Raw genomic sequence first — 17551 nt, forward strand, 5'->3', positions numbered from 1 at the left:
GACAACGAGGAGCATGACAATGAATAACGCGACGTTTCTCTCCGTGCAGCTCGACGCCGACGATTTCGCCGGTTCCAGCGGTCTGGTCGAATTGCTCAACCGGCACCTGCTGTTCGCGACCGACGTCGCCGAAGCGGCCGATGCGCTCGTCCAGTTGGCGAGCGTCACGCACCTGACGGGCGCCACGCGCCACAGCGTCGAGTTGCCGGTCCTCGCGATCGAACGGCTGCGCGACGCACTCGATACGCTGAGCGGTTACGACGAAACGTGGCTGCAGGTACTGGAACCCGCCGAAGCGCTGTTTCGCGATATCGGGCGCGGCAGACGCCCGCTGCACTGAACGGCGGCGCATCGCGCGCCGCCAATGAAAACGGCCCGACGTACCGCTATGCGGTACGTCGGGCCGTTGTACTACAGGGGGTCGGATGCGGTCGCCAGCGCGGCCGTACCATTAACGACCCTTGTAGACCGGTGCGCCGTCCGAGATGCGCTTGACTTGCCAGCCGGTCTTGGCCGCAGCCGGTGCGCCAGACTCCTGGCCGGCGGCCGGTTGTGCACCGTAGCCGGTCGTGTCGGCCGCAGCGACGTTCTGTTGCGGGTTCACACGGGCTTCGGCAGCCTGGATGCCTTCCGGATAGTTGGTCCGGTCGCTGCCCAGCTTGTAGCCGGCCTGTTGCAGCTGGACCAGCTCGGCCTTCACCTGTGCACGGGTGACGGGCGCGTTCTGTTGGGCGAACGAGACGGCGGGGACGGCGAGGACAGCAGCAGCAGCGAACGTTGCGATCAGCGATTTCATGATTACCTCCGGGATTTTTTTGCTCCGCCGCACACACCATGTCTGCAGCGATGGAACAGAGTTTAGTCCCGTCAGCACCTAGGGAAAACCATGAAAGAGCGAAAACACTGTTTCCCCGGAGCCAACAATGTCGGCATCCGGGATAGAAAAACCCTATTCAAAGAATAGATTTTCGCAACAATGCCGCCGCCGCACGCCGGTTACGACCAGTTCGCGTGGAAGCTGCCCGGCTTGTCGGTGCGCTCGAACGTATGCGCGCCGAAGAAGTCTCGCTGCGCCTGCACAAGGTTCGCCGGCAGCCGCTCGGAACGGTAGCTGTCGAAGTACGCGACCGCCGACGCGAACGCCGGGACCGGCACGCCGGCCTTCACCGCGGCCACCACGACGTCGCGCAGCGACGCCTGGTAGTTCGCGGCGATGTCCTTGAAGTACGGGTCGAGCAGCAGGTTCGCGAGCGCCGGATCCTTCGCGTACGCGTCGGTGATCTTCTGCAGGAAGCGCGCGCGGATGATGCAGCCCGCGCGGAAGATCTTCGCGATCGTCCCGAGATCGAGGTTCCAGCCGTATTCTTCCGACGCCGTGCGCAGTTGCGCGAAGCCCTGCGCGTACGAGATCACCTTGCTCAGGTACAGCGCGCGGCGCACCGCTTCGACGAACGCGGCACGATCGCCGTCGAACGGCGCGGCAGCCGGGCCCGACAGGATCTTGCTGGCCGCGACGCGCTCGGTCTTCAGCGACGACAGCACGCGCGCGAACACCGACTCCGTGATGAGCGGCAGCGGCACGCCGAGATCCAGCGCATTCTGGCTCGTCCACTTGCCGGTGCCCTTCTGCGCGGCGCGATCGAGGATCACGTCGACGAGATGCTTGCCGGTCTCCTCGTCCTTCTTGCCGAAAATCTTCGACGTGATCTCGATCAGGTAGCTGTCGAGCTCGCCCTGGTTCCATTCGGTGTACACCGCGCCGAGTTCGTCGTTGGTCAGGCCCGCGACGTCCTTCAGCACCGAGTAGCTTTCGGCGATCAGCTGCATGTCGCCGTATTCGATGCCGTTGTGAACCATCTTCACGTAGTGGCCCGCGCCGTCCGGCCCCATGTACGCGACGCACGGCTCGCCGTCCGACGGCGCCTTCGCGGCGATCTGCTTGAGGATCGGCTCGACGAGGTCGTACGCGTCGCGCTGGCCGCCGGGCATGATCGACGGGCCGCGCAGCGCGCCCTCTTCGCCGCCCGACACGCCGGTGCCGATGAAATGCAGGCCCGACTGCGCGAGTTCCTGGTTGCGGCGGATCGTGTCGGTGAAGTGCGTGTTGCCGCCGTCGATCAGCACATCGCCCTTCTCGAGCAGCGGCTTGAGCGATGCGATCGTCGCATCGGTCGCTTCCCCGGCCTTCACCATCATCAGGATCCGGCGCGGCGTTTCGAGCGACGCGACGAACTCCTCGAGCGTATAGGTCGGCACCAGATTGCGGCCGGGGAATTCGGCGATCAGTTCGTCGGTTTTCTCGCGGCTGCGGTTGTACACCGACACCGCGTAACCGCGGCTCTCGATATTGAGTGCGAGATTGCGGCCCATCACCGCGAGCCCGATCACACCGATTGCTTGTTTGCCCATTAGTCAATTCTCCGGAAAAAACGGGGCGCGACCCGAGCCGGGCCGCGCGCACAGGCGAAAGGATAGTGGAAACCCGGCGGCGCTGCCCGCTTGCGTGTCATTGCTCCGCGTGCGGCAGGCGCCGGAACACGACGCTCAGGTTGTTCGCCGGCATCTCGACGACCTCGATGCAGTCGAGCCCGCGATCGAGGCCGAGCGCGACCACGGTCTCGAGATCGCGCACGCCCCACGACGGGTCGCGGCTGCGCAACTGCCGGTCGAAGGCTTCGTTCGACGGCGCCGTATGCCGGCCTTCGCGACGGTACGGACCGTACAGGAACAGCACGCCGCCCGGCCGCAGCACGCGCGACGCACCCGCGAACAGCGCGTCGGTGCAGGCCCACGGCGAGATATGGACCATGTTGATGCAGACGATCGCGTCGAGCGCCGCGACCGGCCACGGCGTGTCGCGTACGTCGAACGCCAGCGGCCCGGCGACGTTCTCGAGGGCCGCATGCGCGACCCACGCGGCAATCGAACGCCGCGCGTGCGCATCGGGATCGCTCGGCTGCCAGTGCAGGCCCGGCAACGCCTGCGCGAAGTGCACGACGTGCTGCCCCGTGCCGCTCGCGATTTCGAGCACGCTGCCGCTCGCGGGCAGCACACGGCGCAGTACGTCGAGGATCGGGCCGCGATTGCGTTCGGCCGCCGGCGCCGACAGCCGTGCGGACGGATCGGGCGAAGTAGCGGCGCCGGTCACGATGCATGCTCCTTCGTGTCGCTGTTGCGCCCGAGCCCCAGCCGCGCCACGAGTGCGTCGAGCGCGGGGGCGCAGCGCGCCTCGACCTTCAGCGTCAGCATCGGGTCGGCGCGCGTACGGCCGAGATTGAGTGCGGCGACCGGCTTGTGCTGCGCCTGCGCCCACACGCAGAAGCGGTAGCCGGAATACACCATCAGCGACGAGCCGACGACGAGCAACGCGTCGGCTGCCTCGAGCGCCTGCGACGCCAGCGCCACGCGCTCGCGCGGCACGTTCTCGCCGAAGAACACGACCGCCGGCTTCAGCAGGCCGCCGCACGCGGGGCACGCCGGGATGCGGAACGTATCGAGCGCGGTCCATTCGAGATGCGCGTCGCCGTCCGCGGCCGGCTCGGCCTGCGCGCCCAGCAGCTCGGGATTGTCGGCTTCGAGCACGGTCTGGATCGCGGCCCGCGCATGATGTGCGCCGCATTCGAGGCAGGTGACGCCGTCGATGCCGCCGTGCAGCTCGATCACGTCGCCGCTGCCCGCGCGCTGATGCAGGCCGTCGACGTTCTGCGTGACGAGGCGCTCGATCCGGCCCGCGCCGCCGAGCCGCGCCAGCGCGACATGCGACCCGTTCGGCCGCGCGCGGCCGACGACCGGCCAGCCGATCATGCTGCGCGCCCAGTAGCGGCGCCGCGCGGCGTCGGAGCCGAGGAATTCGTGAAGCTGAATCGGCGGCGAGCGCATCCATTGGCCATTGCGGTCGCGGTAACCGGGAATGCCGGAATCGGTGCTGATGCCCGCGCCGGTCAGCACGAGCAGGCGAGGATGACGCTCGACGAACGTCTGCAGCGCATCGAGCGCGGCCGGATCGGCGTCGACGATGGAAGAATCGGGCAAGGCGTTATCGTTCATGTTGGCAACGTGATCGGTCGCGCCGGCAGGCCGTGCGCCCGCACGGGCCGCCACGCACGCCAGCACATGATACAGAATGCCGTGCGATCGGGCTGGCCGCCGCCATGGCACGCGGGCACGCAAAAAGACGCCCGCCGCCGCTCGGCGACGGGCGCTTCAACAATTGATCCATCGGGGTAGTGGATCAACTGACAGCACAATGTTGCGACGTCCGTCATGCCGCGATCGACGGACGTTCCCCCTGACTCCGCGTGCTCCGCCCGGCCGCGCACGTCGGCGCGTCGCCGGCTTTCCCGACCCGATCCCGTTCCGTGCGCTCGTCGTGCCCGCGCAATGCGCGACGTGCAAACGCATGCGCCGCGCGACGACGTCGTTGCGCCAAGGTATGACGATTCCGGGATCCGGCCGGGACCATCCGCCTGCACGCGGTTCGCCGCCGACGGCCGACCGGCAACGGTCGGACTCGTGCGTCACGCCTGCACGCCATCGTTCGGAACGAAACCGATTACCCGGATGAAACGGAAAGCCGCTCGCTCACGTCGCCGCAATCAACGGCGAAGCGAATACCCTGGCAGGTCGGCGATTCATGTTTGCAACACGATGCGTTGCGTTTCGGTCTTTTTTCATTCTCTTGTCCCCGTGTTCGATATGTCCGACCCACTGAAGCGATTGCCGAGCCGACTGCACCCGCGATCGCACTCACGGCCCATACAACCATGCAAGGAGCGCACCATGCTTCATGCGGCAAGGCCTCGCGGGCCGCGGGCAGGCATCGCGCGCCGTCGGAAAGCGCGAACGTTTCGAAACTGAAACGCACCGCCGGCATCGTCGCGTCGTCGCCGTGCGGCGTGGCCGATCACCTTACGCCCCACATCCGACGTCGCGCCGCGATCGGACGCGACCGGCCGGCCTCACCCGTTCCCGCGATTCGCCACCGCCGGGCCGGAACCCGCACGCGCCGCATGTCCGACACGAAGCACCGGCTGGATATCGGCTCCCGCACGCCGGTCTATCGCACCAGTCGCGACCGCGCATCGCAGTGCATGGCGTCACGACCGGACTCGCGCCGCACGGCGCGACGCTGCGGGTCAGGCAGCGCGAGGCTTGGCCGTCCCGCTCGTGCATCGCGCAAACACGCTAGCATTCGGACACTGAACGCCGCGCGTTCCCGCTGCCTCGCCGCCAAGGATTCGCCATGACCATCCCCACTCCCACCCGCCCCGACGTCGCGCATCGTGTCTTCTCGGCGGGACGGCTGTCGATCGGCCTCACGCTTCCGCTGCTTCGCAGCGGCCGCATCGTCGCGGACTTCAACGAACAGCTCGAACTCGCGGCGCTGGCCGATTCGCTCGGCTTTCGCGCGCTGTGGATTCGCGACGTGCCGCTGAACAGCGCCGACTATCCCGACCCGGTCGGCCACCTCGACCCGTGGGTACTGCTCGGCGCGCTGGCGTCGCGCACCCGCGGGATCGCGCTCGCCAGCGGCGCGATCGTGCTGCCGCTGCGTCATCCGCTGCATATCGCGAAAGGCGCGCTGTCGGTCGCGACGCTGTCGGGTGGGCGCTTCATCCTCGGGCTCGGCTCGGGCGACCGGCCGCCCGAATATGCGGCGTTCGGCGTCGACGCGGAAACCCGGCGCGACCGCTATCGCGCGCACTGGGACGTCGTCGCGGCCGCGCTCGGCGTGCCGTCGCGCGTGCTGCCCGACCACGCGCCGCCCGATGCGCCCGAATTCACGCTGCTGCCGCGCGGCGGCGATGCGGTGCCGATGCTCGCGGTCGGCTCGGGCGGACAGAGCGTCGACTGGATCGCCCGGCATTCGATCGGCTGGATGACGTATCACCGCGATCCGGATACGCAGCGTGCCCGCTATTCGATGTGGCGCGCGGCGGTCGACCGGCTCGCGTCGCCGGAATTTCGTGCATTCGGCGTATCGATGCGGCTCGATCTCGCCACGCATCCCGATACGCCGGCCACCGCGCTGCCGCTCGGTTATGCAACCGGGCGGCGCGCGTTGGTCGACATCCTGCACGAGATGCGCGCGGCGGGCACGCACCACGTCACGCTGAACCCTGGATCGGACCGGCCCGTGCGCGACGTCATCGAAGAAATCGCCGAGCATGTCTTGCCGGTATTTCATGACGAGCGAGCGTGATTCGTCAGGAATCCCGATCCATACGATGCGGTGCAAGCGTCGGTCGTGGCCGGACGAACGCTCGCGCCGCGGCGCCTCGCCGATCGGCACCGGCGTACACGCGTTACAGACGCCTTACGACCAGGCAAGCAGGACGTTCCCGCCGATATCGGACGATCGGCAGCCTGCATCCGGCACACGGCTTGCGCGCATGCCTCGCCAACGCCCGCGCCGCCTCGCTTACGCCCGATCGAACAGCCGGCGACGGAACTATTCGGTTCCGATCGCGATCATGTTAACTTCCGTCCATCATTCAGCCTCGCGGGCCGCGTGACGAGACGCACCCGCATGCCCACGCCATGCGACATATCCTCCTCGGCTGGCTGCTCGCCGCCGTCGTCTCGGCCGCCCACGCGGCCACGCCTGTGCCGGCCGCCGCGTCGGCCGCCTCCGACGCCGCGCCCGCGCTGACGCAGCAAGAGGCGCGACAGGCACTGAATGTGCTGGAAAACCCGCGCGAGCGCGCGCAGGTCGAAACGACGCTGCGCGCCATCGCGGCCGTCGGCGCGCTGAGCGCGCCCGCCGTGCCGGCAAGCGCGGCGTCTGCGGCCAGCGGCGCATCGGCTGCGGCGGCGCCGGCCGCGCTCACGTCGAACGGGCTCGCATCGATGCTCGTCCGCCAGGGATCGCGCTGGGCCGCCCAGATCGGCAACGCGCTGCAGGAATCGTTGCGCTCGCTGCTCGACATCGGTTCGGTGGGAAGCTGGTGGCACGACAAGCTCGCGCGCGCCGACCAGCGTGCGGATCTGACTCGCACGCTCGGGATCCTCCTCGCGGTGCTGCTGCCTGCGCTCGTCGTCGAATGGCTCGCGAAGCGGCTGCTGCGACGTGCGCTGGCGACGGTGGCCGCGCGCCGCGCCGATGCATCGCGCAGCCCCGCGCCCGATTCCGCCGCATCGGACGAGGATCACGCGCCGCCGCCCGACACGTCCACCCCGCCCGACACCGCGGCCGCCAATGCTGCGGACACCGCGCCCTCCCCAAGCCGAGGCCACGCGCGCCGGCACACCACGCTGCTGCACCGGATGCCGCGCGCGCTCGTCAGTCTCGCGCTGCGCGCGGTGCCGCTGCTCGTGTTCGTCGGTGTCGCGAGCCTGACGATGTCGTTGCTCGTCGAAGCAGGCACGCCGATCGAATCCGCGCTCGAAGCATTGATCGACACCTACGTGATTTGCCGGCTCGTCACGATCGTCAGCCGGCTGTTCTTCCAGCCCGACGCACGGCAATTGCGGCTGCTGCATATCAGCGATGCATGGGCCGAGTTCGCGCAACGCTCGATCGCGCGGATCGCGATCGTGGTCGGCGCGTGCACGGCGGCCGTCGAGATCGCCGCGAACTTCGGCCTGACCGAAGCAGGCCATGTCGCGCTGCTGAAGGCCGTCGCGCTCGTCGGGCACGTGATGATCTCGGTGCTGATCCTTCAGTGCCGCCGGCCGGTCGCGGCCCGGATCCGTGCCGCCGGCGCGGATCGTCCGACCTTCACGGTCGTCGGCAACGCACTCGCGGACGCGTGGGCGCCCGTCTCGGTCTTCATCGTGATGGCACTGTGGTTCGTGTGGGCGCTCGACGTCCACAACGGCTACCGCGTGCTGATCACGCTCGGCGGCCGCTCGATCGCCGTGATGATCGCGATGCGGATGGTGTCGATCGTCGTGTTCGGCGCGCTCGCGCGGCTGTTCCAACGCCGCGAGGACGAGCGCACGCTCGTTCATCTGCACGCGTACCGCTATTACCCGCTGCTGCGCCGGATCGTGTCGGGCGCGCTCGGCGTCGTGACCGTCCTGTTGCTGCTGCAGATCTGGGGCGTGCCGATCTTCCGCGCGTTCGAGACGGGTACGATCGGCCACCGGCTCGCCTCCGCGCTGGTGACGATCGCGATCGCGGCGATCGTCGCGCTCGTCGTGTGGGAAGCGGCCAACATCGCGATCGAGCGCCGCCTGCAACGCTGGACGCGCGAAGGCAACCTGGTGCGGGCCGCGCGGCTGCGCACGCTGCTGCCGATGCTGCGCTCGCTGCTGTTCGTGATGATCGCGCTCGTCGTCGTGCTGACGGGCCTCAGCGAACTCGGCGTGAACGTCGGTCCGCTACTGGCCGGCGCCAGCATCTTCGGCGTCGCGCTCGGTTTCGGCTCGCAGAAGCTCGTGCAGGATTTCATCACCGGGATCTTCCTGCTGATGGAAAACGCGATGCAGGTCGGCGACTGGGTCACGCTCGCCGGCGTATCGGGGACGGTCGAATACCTGTCGATCCGCACCGTGCGGCTGCGCGCCGGCGACGGGTCGCTGTACACGATCCCGTTCAGCTCGGTGACGACCGTCAACAATACGAATCGAGGGCTCGGCAACGCGGCGGTCAAGGTCAGCATCGCGTACGACGAGGACATCGATCGCGCGATCGCGACGCTGAAGGAAATCGGCGCCGCGTTGCGCGACGACCCGAAGTACCACGACGGCATTCTGTCGGACTTCAGCTACTGGGGCATCGACCAGGTCGACGGCGCGGCGCTCGCGCTGGCCGGACAGATGCAATGCACGGACTCGGCGCGCTGGAGCGTGCAGCGCGAATTCAACCGGCGGATCGCGGAGACGTTCCGCGAACGCGGAATCCGGATCGCCAATCCGCAGCGCAGCGTCGTGGCCTATGCGGACGGATCGCGGCCGGTCGGCCACGATGAAAACGACCTGCGCGCCAACACGCGGAATGCCGCCGATACGGCAGCCCGGCCGCCGTCGCCCGACGCAGCGGAGCGCAAGCCGGGTTGATCGTCGGGAGCAAGTAATCCGTCGCGCTCAACGCGCGGCAGGCTTCTTCACGCGGGCCGTGCTTTTCGCGGCGGGAGGCGCCGCCACCGGCTTCGCCGCGCGTTTCGCCGCGGCACCCCGCCCGCGCTTCGGCGCGGACTCCCCCTCGGCGGCACCCGCATCGCGCTGCGCATGCCATTGCTCGAGCAGCACGCGCGTCTGGTCGGCGATCGTTTCGGTCACGAGCGCCGCGCGCGCGCCGTCGAACGCCTCCCATCCGAGCAACTGCAGCGCCGAACGCTGCGCGATGTGGAACACCGTGAGCTGCCCGAACAGGCTCAGCGCGCGCAACCGCGTGACGGAATCGTCGGCCGGCCGCCCCGTGATGCGGCCGATCAGCTCGGCGCACACGTCGTTCAGCGGCTTGCGCATGCGCGTCATCAGGATTTCGCTCGCGCTCGCCGGTTCCTGGCCGCCCTGCTCGCGCGCGAAGAACATCCGCTGGTTCATCGTCTTCGGCGCGGTGAACATCCGGTCCGACAACGCACGCAGCAGCCCGATGAACGCTTCGATCAGTTCGTCGACGCTCGCGTGAGCGTCGAGCATCGCACGCGCATGGCCGACCGCCGGCGCGAACACCTGCCAGCCGCTCTCGGCGATCGTCTCGACGCACGCGCGGTACACGCCTTCCTTGTTCTCGAAGTAGTACTGGAGCGCCGGCGCGTTCACGCCCGCCCTCGCGGCGATCTCGCGCGTCGACGCGCCCGCGAACCCGCGCTCGCCGAACAGTTCGATCGCCGCCTCGATGATCCGCTGGCGCGTTTCGTCGCCGCGCGCGTAGCCGCCCGCCGACGTGCGGCGCAGCTTCTTCGCTTCGTTCATGCCTTCCTCGTCATTCGATCGATCGACATTCTACTTGACACAATTTTATCAACTGGAATAATTCTTCCACTTGGAATAAATTGGATCCCGCATGTCGACGCCACAAGACCCGCCACAGAAAGCAGATCGTCAGGAAAACGGAACAACGCCGCGCAACGGCGGAACGAAGCGGCGCATCCTGCTCGCGGTCGCCGTGCTCGCGGCCGTCGGCGGCGCGGTGTGGCTCGGCCGCTGGTGGACGATCGGCCGCTTCATCGAAAGCACCAACGATGCGTACCTGCAAGCCGACAGCATGACTGCCGCGCCGAAGGTCGCCGGCTACGTGACCGACGTCTACGTGCGCGACAACCAGCCCGTCAAGGCCGGCGATCCGCTCGTACGGCTCGACGTCCGGCAGTACCAGGTGGCGCTCGCGCAAGCGCTGGCGACCGTCGACGCCCGCCGCGCCGATATCGCGCGCGCCGAAGCCGACATCAGCCAGCAGCGCGCGAATCTCGAACAGGCCGACGCACAGGCGAAGGTGTCGCGGATCAACGCGCAGCACGCGAGCGACGAGTACACGCGCTATGCGCCGCTCGCGGCGACCGGCGCCGAAACGCACGAACGCGTGGCCGACCTGAAAAGCACGCGCGACCAGGCGCGCGCGACGCTCGCCGCGAACAACGCGTCGATCGCCGCCGCCCGCACGCAGATCGCGTCGTTCACCGCGCAGCTCCAGCAGGCGCGCGCGCAGCTCGAGGCCGCGCAGGCCAGCGCCGCCCAGGCGCAGCTCGACCTCGACAACACGATCGTGCGCAGCACGCTCGCGGGCCGCGTCGGCGACCGCACGGTGCGCGTCGGGCAATACGTGCAGCCCGGCACGCGCCTGCTGACCGTCGTGCCGGTCGACTCGATCTATCTCGTCGCGAACTTCAAGGAAACGCAGATCGGCAACATGCGCGTCGGCCAGCCCGTCGAGCTGCATGTCGACGCGCTGCCGGACGGCCCGCTGTCCGGCGTCGTCGACAGCTTCGCGCCCGGCACCGGCGCGCAGTTCGCGCTGCTGCCGCCCGAGAACGCGACCGGCAATTTCACGAAGATCGTCCAGCGCGTGCCCGTTCACATCCGTCTCGCCGCGAATGCCCGCGCGCAACGCATGTTGTTGCCCGGGCTGTCGGTGACGGTCGACGTCGATACGCGTTCGGCCCGCGACGAGCAGCATCATGGCTGATACGCCCGCCACGATACCCACGCCGCCGCACGAAGGCCGCGCGAGCGTGACCGACTGGATCGCGGTCGCGGCCGGTGCGCTCGGCGCGCTGATGGCGACGCTCGACATCTCGATCACGAACTCTGCGCTGCCGCAGATCCAGGGCGAAATCGGCGCGACCGGCACCGAAGGCACGTGGATCTCGACCGGCTACCTGATGTCGGAAATCGTGATGATCCCGCTCGCCGCATGGCTCACGCGCGTGTTCGGGCTGCGCAATTTCCTGCTGACGAACTCCGCGCTGTTCATCGCGTTCTCGATGATCTGCGGGTGGTCGCATTCGCTGCCGATGATGATCGCCGGCCGGATCGGCCAGGGCTTCACCGGCGGCGCGCTGATCCCGACCGCGCAGACGATCATCCGCACGCGCCTGCCGCTGTCGCAGTTGCCGGTCGGGATGACGATGTTCGGCCTGATCGTGCTGCTCGGGCCGCTGTTCGGCCCCGTGCTCGGCGGCTGGCTCGCGGAGAACGTGGACTGGAGCTGGTGCTTCTTCCTGAACCTGCCCGTCTGCCTGCTGCTGATGGCGCTGCTGGTGTTCGGCCTGCCGTCGGACCGACCGCAATGGAGTGCGTTCTTCAACGCGGACTGGCTCGGCATCCTCGGCCTCGCGATCGGCCTGAGCTCGCTGACCGTCGTGCTCGAGGAAGGCCAGCGCGAACGCTGGTTCGAATCGCAGATGATCGTCACGCTGAGCATCGTGTCGTTGGTCGGGATGATCCTGATCGCGTTGTCGCAGCGCTTCGCGAAACGGCCGATCATGCGGCTGTCGCTGATGCGCAACCCGCGCTACGCGAGCGTGATCGTGATCGTGTCCGCCGTCGGCGCCGGGCTGTATGGCGTGTCCTACCTGCTGCCGCAGTTCCTCGCGATCGTCGCCGGCTACAACGCGGAACAGGCCGGCGCGATCATGCTGCTGTCCGGGCTGCCGGCCTTTCTCGTGATGCCGATCCTGCCGCGTCTGCTCGGCAAGGTCGATTTCCGCATTCTCGTGATCACGGGGCTGCTGCTGTTCTGCCTGAGCTGCATGCTCGACATCAGCCTGACCGCGCAGAGCGTCGGCCACGATTTCGTGTGGTCGCAACTGATCCGCGGCCTCGCGCAGATGCTCGCGATGATGCCGCTCAACCAGGCGTCGATGGCGGCCGTCGCGCGCGAAGACTCGGGCGATGCGGCCGGGCTCTACAACATGGCGCGCAACCTCGGCGGCTCGATCGGGCTCGCGATCATCGGCACCGTGATCGATCGGCGCACGACCTTCCATACGGCCGCGCTGCGCGAATCGGTGACAGCGAACTCGCCCATCGGTCAGGATCGACTGTCGGCCTATGCGGCCAACTGGTTCGCGCACACCGGCGATCTCGCGTATTCCAACATGCGCGCGCTCGGCCAACTGGCGCAGCAGATCCAGATCCAGGCCGTCGTGATGACCTATTCCGAAACCTTCTATCTGCTGGGCCTCGCACTGCTCGCCTGCGTGCCGCTCGCGCTGCTGCTGAGAACGCCGCGCGGGCCGCAACCGATGTCGTCCGGCCATTGACCCGTCATACGCGATGAAATTCTTCCCCCTGCTCCGCCGCCCCGCACTCACCCTGTGCGCGGCCGCGTGCCTGCTCGCCGGCTGCACGGTCGGCCCCGACTACCGCGGCGCGCCCGCCGCACCCGATGCACCGATCTTCGTGCGTGCGCCGGCCAACGGCGTCGACACCACCGCACCCGCGCCGAGCGCGTGGTGGCACGCGCTGAACGATCGGCAGCTCGACGAGCTGATCACCGCGGCGCTCGTGTACAACCCCGATCTGCACGCCGCGCAGGCACGCCTGCGCGCGGCACGTGCGCAACTCTCGCAACAGCGCGCCGCGCAGATGCCGAAATCGTCGGCCACCGTCGCGACCATCCGCATGCGCGAACCGGACGTCGGCGCGCTCGGTTCGCTGCTGCCGTCGAGCGGCTCGGGCCAGTCGGGCGGCACGTCGCCGTCGCTCGGCGGCTCGGGGCCGCTGCAACTCTATTCGGCGGGCTTCGACGCGACCTGGGAAATCGACCTGTTCGGCGGCACGCGCCGCGCGGTCGAAGCCGCTTCCGCGCAGGCCGAAGCCGTCGATGCCGATCTCGCCGACACGCAAGTGTCGATCGCGGCCGAAGTCGCGAATGCTTATGTCGACCTGCGCGACCAGCAGCAACGACTTGCGTTGTCGCGGCGCACCGCGCAATTGCAGCAGCAGATGCTCGAACTCACGCAGCAGCGCCGCGCGCGCGGCGTCGCGGCCGATGCGGACATCGAACGGCTGACGACGCAGGTCGAGAACACGCGCGCGTCGCTGATCCCGCTCGATGCGCAGGTAACCGAATCGCTCGACCGTCTCGCGATCCTGACGGGCTGCGCGCCGGGCGCGCTCGACGCCGTGCTGTCGACCCCGGACGCAGCGTTGCCGACGCTGCCCGGCAGCGTCGCGATCGGCGACCCGGCCACGTTGCTGAAACAGCGCCCCGACATCCGCGCGGCCGAACGCCGGCTCGCGTCGAGTCATGCGCAGATCGGCGAGCACGTCGCCGACTATTTCCCGAAGGTGACGTTGCTCGGCGATCTCGGTTTCAGCGCGACCGACCCCGGCCACCTGTTCCGCAAGCAGAATTTCACATGGATCGGTGCGCCGTACCTGCAATGGAACATTCTCGACTTCGGACGCACGCGCGGCGCGGTACGCGCGGCCGAAGCGTCGCGCGACGAAGCGGAAGCGAATTATCAGAAGGCCGTGCTCGGCGCATTGCAGGATGCCAACACCGCGCTGCAGCGTTACGGGCATCAGCGCGAGCACGTCGTCGCGTTGACGAAGGTGCAGACGTCGGCCGTGCATTCGCGCGCGCTGATGGACCAGCGCTATCGCGCGGGCGTTGCGTCGATGATCGACCTGCTCGATACGCAACGCGAAGCGCTCTCCGCGCAGCAGAACGTGATCGCCGGGCAAGCCGAACTGATCAAGAACTACGTGTCGGTACAGAAGAGCCTCGGGCTCGGATGGCAAACGAGCGCCGGTTGACGGCGCCGCCAGAAATCATGCACGACCGATGCATCATGCGCGCCGCAACGATTCCCTGCGCGCGCAACGATACGGTTTCGTTTCGTGCGCAACGAAGGGTTCGCGCGGCATCGACCCCACGGCTATCGAAAACATATCGAATATCAATTAGCCAATCGTCTGACGATCTCTTCTAATTCAGTCGGCTTCCCCACCACCGATCGGATTCAAGGAGTTCCATCGTCATGTCCTCATCTTCCCATCGCGTGCTGCGGCACGCAGTCGCCGCGATCTGCGTGGCACTCTCCGCTGCTCCGCATGCCGCCGAACTCACGCGCGACACCGGCGCGCCCGTGGGCGACAACCAGAATTCGCAAACGGCCGGCCCCGCCGGCCCGGTGCTGCTGCAGGACTCCGCACTCATCGAGAAACTGCAGCGCTTCGATCGCGAGCGCATTCCGGAACGCGTCGTGCATGCACGCGGCACCGGCGCATTCGGCGAGTTCGTGCCGAGCGCCGACATCTCCGACCTGACGAAAGCGAAGGTCTTCACGCCCGGCACCCGCACGCCCGTGTTCGTGCGCTTCTCCACCGTGATGGGCTATCGCGGCTCGCCCGAGCAGGCGCGCGACCCGCGCGGCTTCGCGGTGAAGTTCTATACGCAGCAGGGCAACTGGGACATGGTCGGCATCAACTGGCCGGTGTTCTTCATCCGCGACGGCATCAAGTTCCCCGACTTCGTGCACGCGAACAAACCGAGCGCGGTGACCGGCGTGCAGGATCCGAACCTCGCGTTCGACTTCTTCGCGCACACGCCCGAAGCGACCCACATGCTGACGATGCTGTATACGGACGCCGGCATGCCCGATTCGTATCGCCGCATGGACGGCTTCGCGGTGCACGCGTTCAAGTTCGTCAATGCGCAGGGCGACGTGCACTACGTGAAGTTCCACTGGAAGAGCCAGCAAGGCGTGCACGGCCTGCGGCCGCAGGAGATCGCCGCATCGATCGGCCGCGACTGGAACATGATGACGAACGACCTGTACGGCGCGCTGAAACAGGGCGATTTCCCGAAGTGGGATCTGTACGTGCAGGTGCTCGCGCCGAAGGACCTGAACCGCTTCGACTTCGACGCGCTCGACGATACGAAGGTCTGGACCGGCGTGCCTGAACGCAAGATCGGCACGATGACGCTCAACCGCGTGCCCGACAACTATTTCCAGTCGACCGAGGAATCGGCGTTCGCGCCGTCGCGGCTCGTGCCGGGCATCGAACCGTCCGAAGACCGGATGCTGCAGGATCGCCTGTTCGCGTACGCCGACACGCAGATGTACCGGCTCGGCGCGAACTACATGGATCTGCCGATCAACCGCCCGGTCGTACCGGTCGTCAACAACAACCAGGACGGCAAGATGAATGCCGGCGACCGCAAGGGCGAGGTGAATTACGAACCGTCGACGCTGAACGAACTCGCGCAGGATCCGCAGTACAAGTCGGTCCGCATGGCACTCGGCGGCACGACGCAGCAGGAAGCGATCCGCAAGAAGCTGCCGTTCCGTCAGGCGGGCGAGTACTACCGCAGCCTGTCGCAGCAGGACAAGGACGACCTCGTCACCGCGCTGTCCGGCGATCTCGGTCAGGTGAAGAACGCGCACAACCAGTACGCGATGCTGTCGTACTTCTACAAGGCCGACGCCGATTACGGTACGCGCCTCGCGCAGGCCGTTCACGCGAACGTCCAGCAAGTGCAATCGCTCGCGGCGAAGCTGAGCGACAACTGATCCCGCGACGACGGTCGCTGCCGACGTGTGCGCTCGCCCCGCGCACGTCGGCCCGGCCACCTCATCAGGACATCCTCATGCGATCCGAACGCTTCACCCACGCGATCCGCGCGGCCGCGGCGTCGCTCGCGCTGGCCGCGCTCGCTGGTTGCGCGCACCTGCCCGAACGGCCTGCATACGGCAAGGCCGACCCTGCCGCGCTGCGCCGCTATGACGACGACTGGTTCGACGCCGCGCGCGTCGGCCGCGTCGATATCCTGCGCGCGTTGCACGACGCCGGCTATCCCATCGACGCCACCGACAGCCACGGCTATACGGCCGTGATCCTCGCGTCGTACGATGGGCAGCCTGCGGCGCTCGACTACCTGTTGTCGGCGGGCGCCAATGCGTGCATTGGCGATCGTCACGGCAATACGGCGCTGATGGGCGCCCTCTTCAAGAACGAACCCGACATCGCGCGGCGCCTGATCGACACGCACTGCCCGATCGACCAGACGAACGGCGCCGGCGAAACCGCGCTCGGGTTCGCGACGCTGTTCAACCGCTTCGAGCTGATTCCGCTGCTCGTCGCGCATGGCGCGAATCCGAACCATGTCGACCGGCGCGGCCAATCGCTGCTTCAACTCGCGCTGACGCACGACAACACGTATGCCGCGGACGCACTGCGGGATGCCGGCGCCAAACGGTAGTGCGACTACGGATCGACCGTCTGAACGATGCGGATGCACCGTGCTATCGTGCCGTTGGTTTCATCGCACGGAGACGGGAAAATGCTGAATCGCTTCGCCATTGTTCTGGTTGCCGCCGGCGCGACAACCAGTCTCGCTGCCGCCGCCGCGAGCCCCCAGCCGGACAGCGCCAATTCGTATCGTCAGTTGCGCACGCGGCTCTTTGCCGGCGCGACGGTCACCGCGATCTTTTCGCCGAACCAGTGCCAGCACGCGCAGCAGGCGGCTACCCAGGCAGCGGCGCCCACCGTGTCCGGCGGCTTCGCGATACGCGACTTCATGGAAGTCGGCGGCAATACGCTCGCGTTCGCCAACCAGCACCTCACCGTCCAGCCGAGCGGCGCGACCGTACTCGAGCTGATCCAGTACCGCGTGATGCAGGACGAAAGCGCGACGGTGACGGTACGCTCGCTTTCGCCCACCACGTACCAGCCCGTCGCACCCGCGCAGGTTTTCCAGTGCACGCTCGGCGACGGCCTTCGTTTCGCGTACGCGTGGCGGGATCGCGACTGACGCCGGAACTTCGTAGCGAATTCGGAAATTCGCACGGAAACAGCAGGAGTACTACGAAATTCGGCTGACGTACGGAACAGGAAAAATCGATCCGTGCGTCGTCCGCGCCCACGTTCCGACTCGAAAATACTCGTCGAGCAGACGATAGAATGCGATCCGCTCCGGATCGGGATGGTCGATCCCGTACTGCATGAAGAAAGGCGCAGCCCATTCGCTGGCCGGGTCCGCTTCGATATCGCGCGATGCCTGCGCCGGGTCCCGATAGCGATCGGCCAATGGCGCGCTCGTCGCCACGCACCGCTTTCGGCAGCATCCACGCGCGCCCCGCCGCCGACACGACGCCGGGCACCCGCGCACCCGGCAGACCCGTCGTCCCCAGCCAGCGTGCCGCCAAGC

Annotated in this window: 15 protein-coding genes; 9 read left to right on the plus strand and 6 right to left on the minus strand. The window is 67.8% G+C overall.

Features of this window, described 5'->3' with window-relative positions:
- Positions 1–19 precede the first annotated feature (19 nt).
- Positions 20–340, plus strand: a complete 321-nt coding sequence (locus WS61_RS15140; RefSeq protein WP_011694691.1) for a hypothetical protein — start codon at positions 20–22, stop codon at positions 338–340.
- A gap of 111 nt (positions 341–451) precedes the next feature.
- On the opposite strand, the gene WS61_RS15145 is transcribed toward WS61_RS15140, so the two are convergent.
- The 4 genes from WS61_RS15145 to WS61_RS15160 form a co-directional block, all read right to left on the minus strand.
- A complete protein-coding gene (locus WS61_RS15145; RefSeq protein ID WP_034205207.1) occupies positions 452–796 on the minus strand; it encodes a DUF4148 domain-containing protein in 345 nt (114 codons plus the stop codon).
- Between the two features lie 200 nt (positions 797–996).
- Entirely contained in the window at positions 997–2409 is a 1413-nt protein-coding gene (gene gndA, locus WS61_RS15150; protein WP_021160879.1) for an NADP-dependent phosphogluconate dehydrogenase, read from the minus strand.
- Between the two features lie 97 nt (positions 2410–2506).
- Positions 2507–3148, minus strand: a complete 642-nt coding sequence (locus WS61_RS15155; RefSeq protein ID WP_059501180.1) for a DUF938 domain-containing protein — start codon at positions 3146–3148, stop codon at positions 2507–2509.
- Positions 3145–4047: an NAD-dependent protein deacetylase gene (locus tag WS61_RS15160; protein ID WP_059501381.1), complete on the minus strand. Its 903-nt coding sequence runs from the start codon at positions 4045–4047 to the stop codon at positions 3145–3147. The genes WS61_RS15155 and WS61_RS15160 overlap by 4 nt, the downstream gene beginning before the upstream one ends.
- A gap of 1195 nt (positions 4048–5242) precedes the next feature.
- Here WS61_RS15160 and WS61_RS15165 point away from each other — a divergent pair.
- A complete protein-coding gene (locus WS61_RS15165) occupies positions 5243–6202 on the plus strand; it encodes an LLM class oxidoreductase (RefSeq protein WP_059501181.1) in 960 nt (319 codons plus the stop codon).
- Positions 6203–6540: 338 nt separating this feature from the next.
- Complete coding sequence (locus WS61_RS15170; RefSeq protein ID WP_059501182.1) at positions 6541–9003, plus strand: mechanosensitive ion channel family protein; 2463 nt, start codon at positions 6541–6543, stop codon at positions 9001–9003.
- A 27-nt stretch (positions 9004–9030) separates the two neighbouring features.
- Here the strand turns inward: WS61_RS15170 and WS61_RS15175 are convergent, their stop codons facing one another.
- Positions 9031–9864: a CerR family C-terminal domain-containing protein gene (locus WS61_RS15175; RefSeq protein ID WP_059501183.1), complete on the minus strand. Its 834-nt coding sequence runs from the start codon at positions 9862–9864 to the stop codon at positions 9031–9033.
- 91 nt (positions 9865–9955) lie between these two features.
- On the opposite strand from WS61_RS15175, the gene WS61_RS15180 reads away from it, so the two are divergent.
- The 6 genes from WS61_RS15180 (at position 9956) to WS61_RS15205 (ending at position 17155) form a co-directional block, all read left to right on the plus strand.
- Complete coding sequence (locus WS61_RS15180) at positions 9956–11074, plus strand: HlyD family secretion protein (protein ID WP_059501184.1); 1119 nt, start codon at positions 9956–9958, stop codon at positions 11072–11074.
- Positions 11067–12653, plus strand: a complete 1587-nt coding sequence (locus WS61_RS15185; protein ID WP_059501185.1) for an MDR family MFS transporter — start codon at positions 11067–11069, stop codon at positions 12651–12653. Before WS61_RS15180 ends, WS61_RS15185 begins: the two co-directional genes overlap by 8 nt.
- A gap of 13 nt (positions 12654–12666) precedes the next feature.
- On the plus strand, positions 12667–14154 hold the full coding sequence (locus WS61_RS15190; protein WP_059501186.1) for an efflux transporter outer membrane subunit: 1488 nt from the start codon (positions 12667–12669) through the stop codon (positions 14152–14154).
- Between the two features lie 224 nt (positions 14155–14378).
- Entirely contained in the window at positions 14379–15914 is a 1536-nt protein-coding gene (locus WS61_RS15195) for a catalase (RefSeq protein WP_059501187.1), read from the plus strand.
- Positions 15915–15991: 77 nt separating this feature from the next.
- Positions 15992–16603 carry an ankyrin repeat domain-containing protein gene (locus WS61_RS15200; protein WP_059501188.1) on the plus strand — a complete coding sequence of 204 codons (612 nt, stop codon included), beginning with the start codon at positions 15992–15994 and terminating at the stop codon, positions 16601–16603.
- Positions 16604–16684: 81 nt separating this feature from the next.
- A complete protein-coding gene (locus tag WS61_RS15205; protein WP_059501189.1) occupies positions 16685–17155 on the plus strand; it encodes a VirK family protein in 471 nt (156 codons plus the stop codon).
- 51 nt (positions 17156–17206) lie between these two features.
- Here WS61_RS15205 and WS61_RS35400 read toward each other — a convergent pair whose 3' ends face one another.
- Positions 17207–17431, minus strand: a complete 225-nt coding sequence (locus WS61_RS35400) for a hypothetical protein (RefSeq protein WP_059501190.1) — start codon at positions 17429–17431, stop codon at positions 17207–17209.
- Between the last annotated feature and the right edge of the window lie 120 nt (positions 17432–17551).

The sequence above is a fragment of the Burkholderia sp. ABCPW 11 genome (genome assembly GCF_001523445.1).
In the GTDB taxonomy this organism is placed as follows: Bacteria; Pseudomonadota; Gammaproteobacteria; order Burkholderiales; family Burkholderiaceae; genus Burkholderia.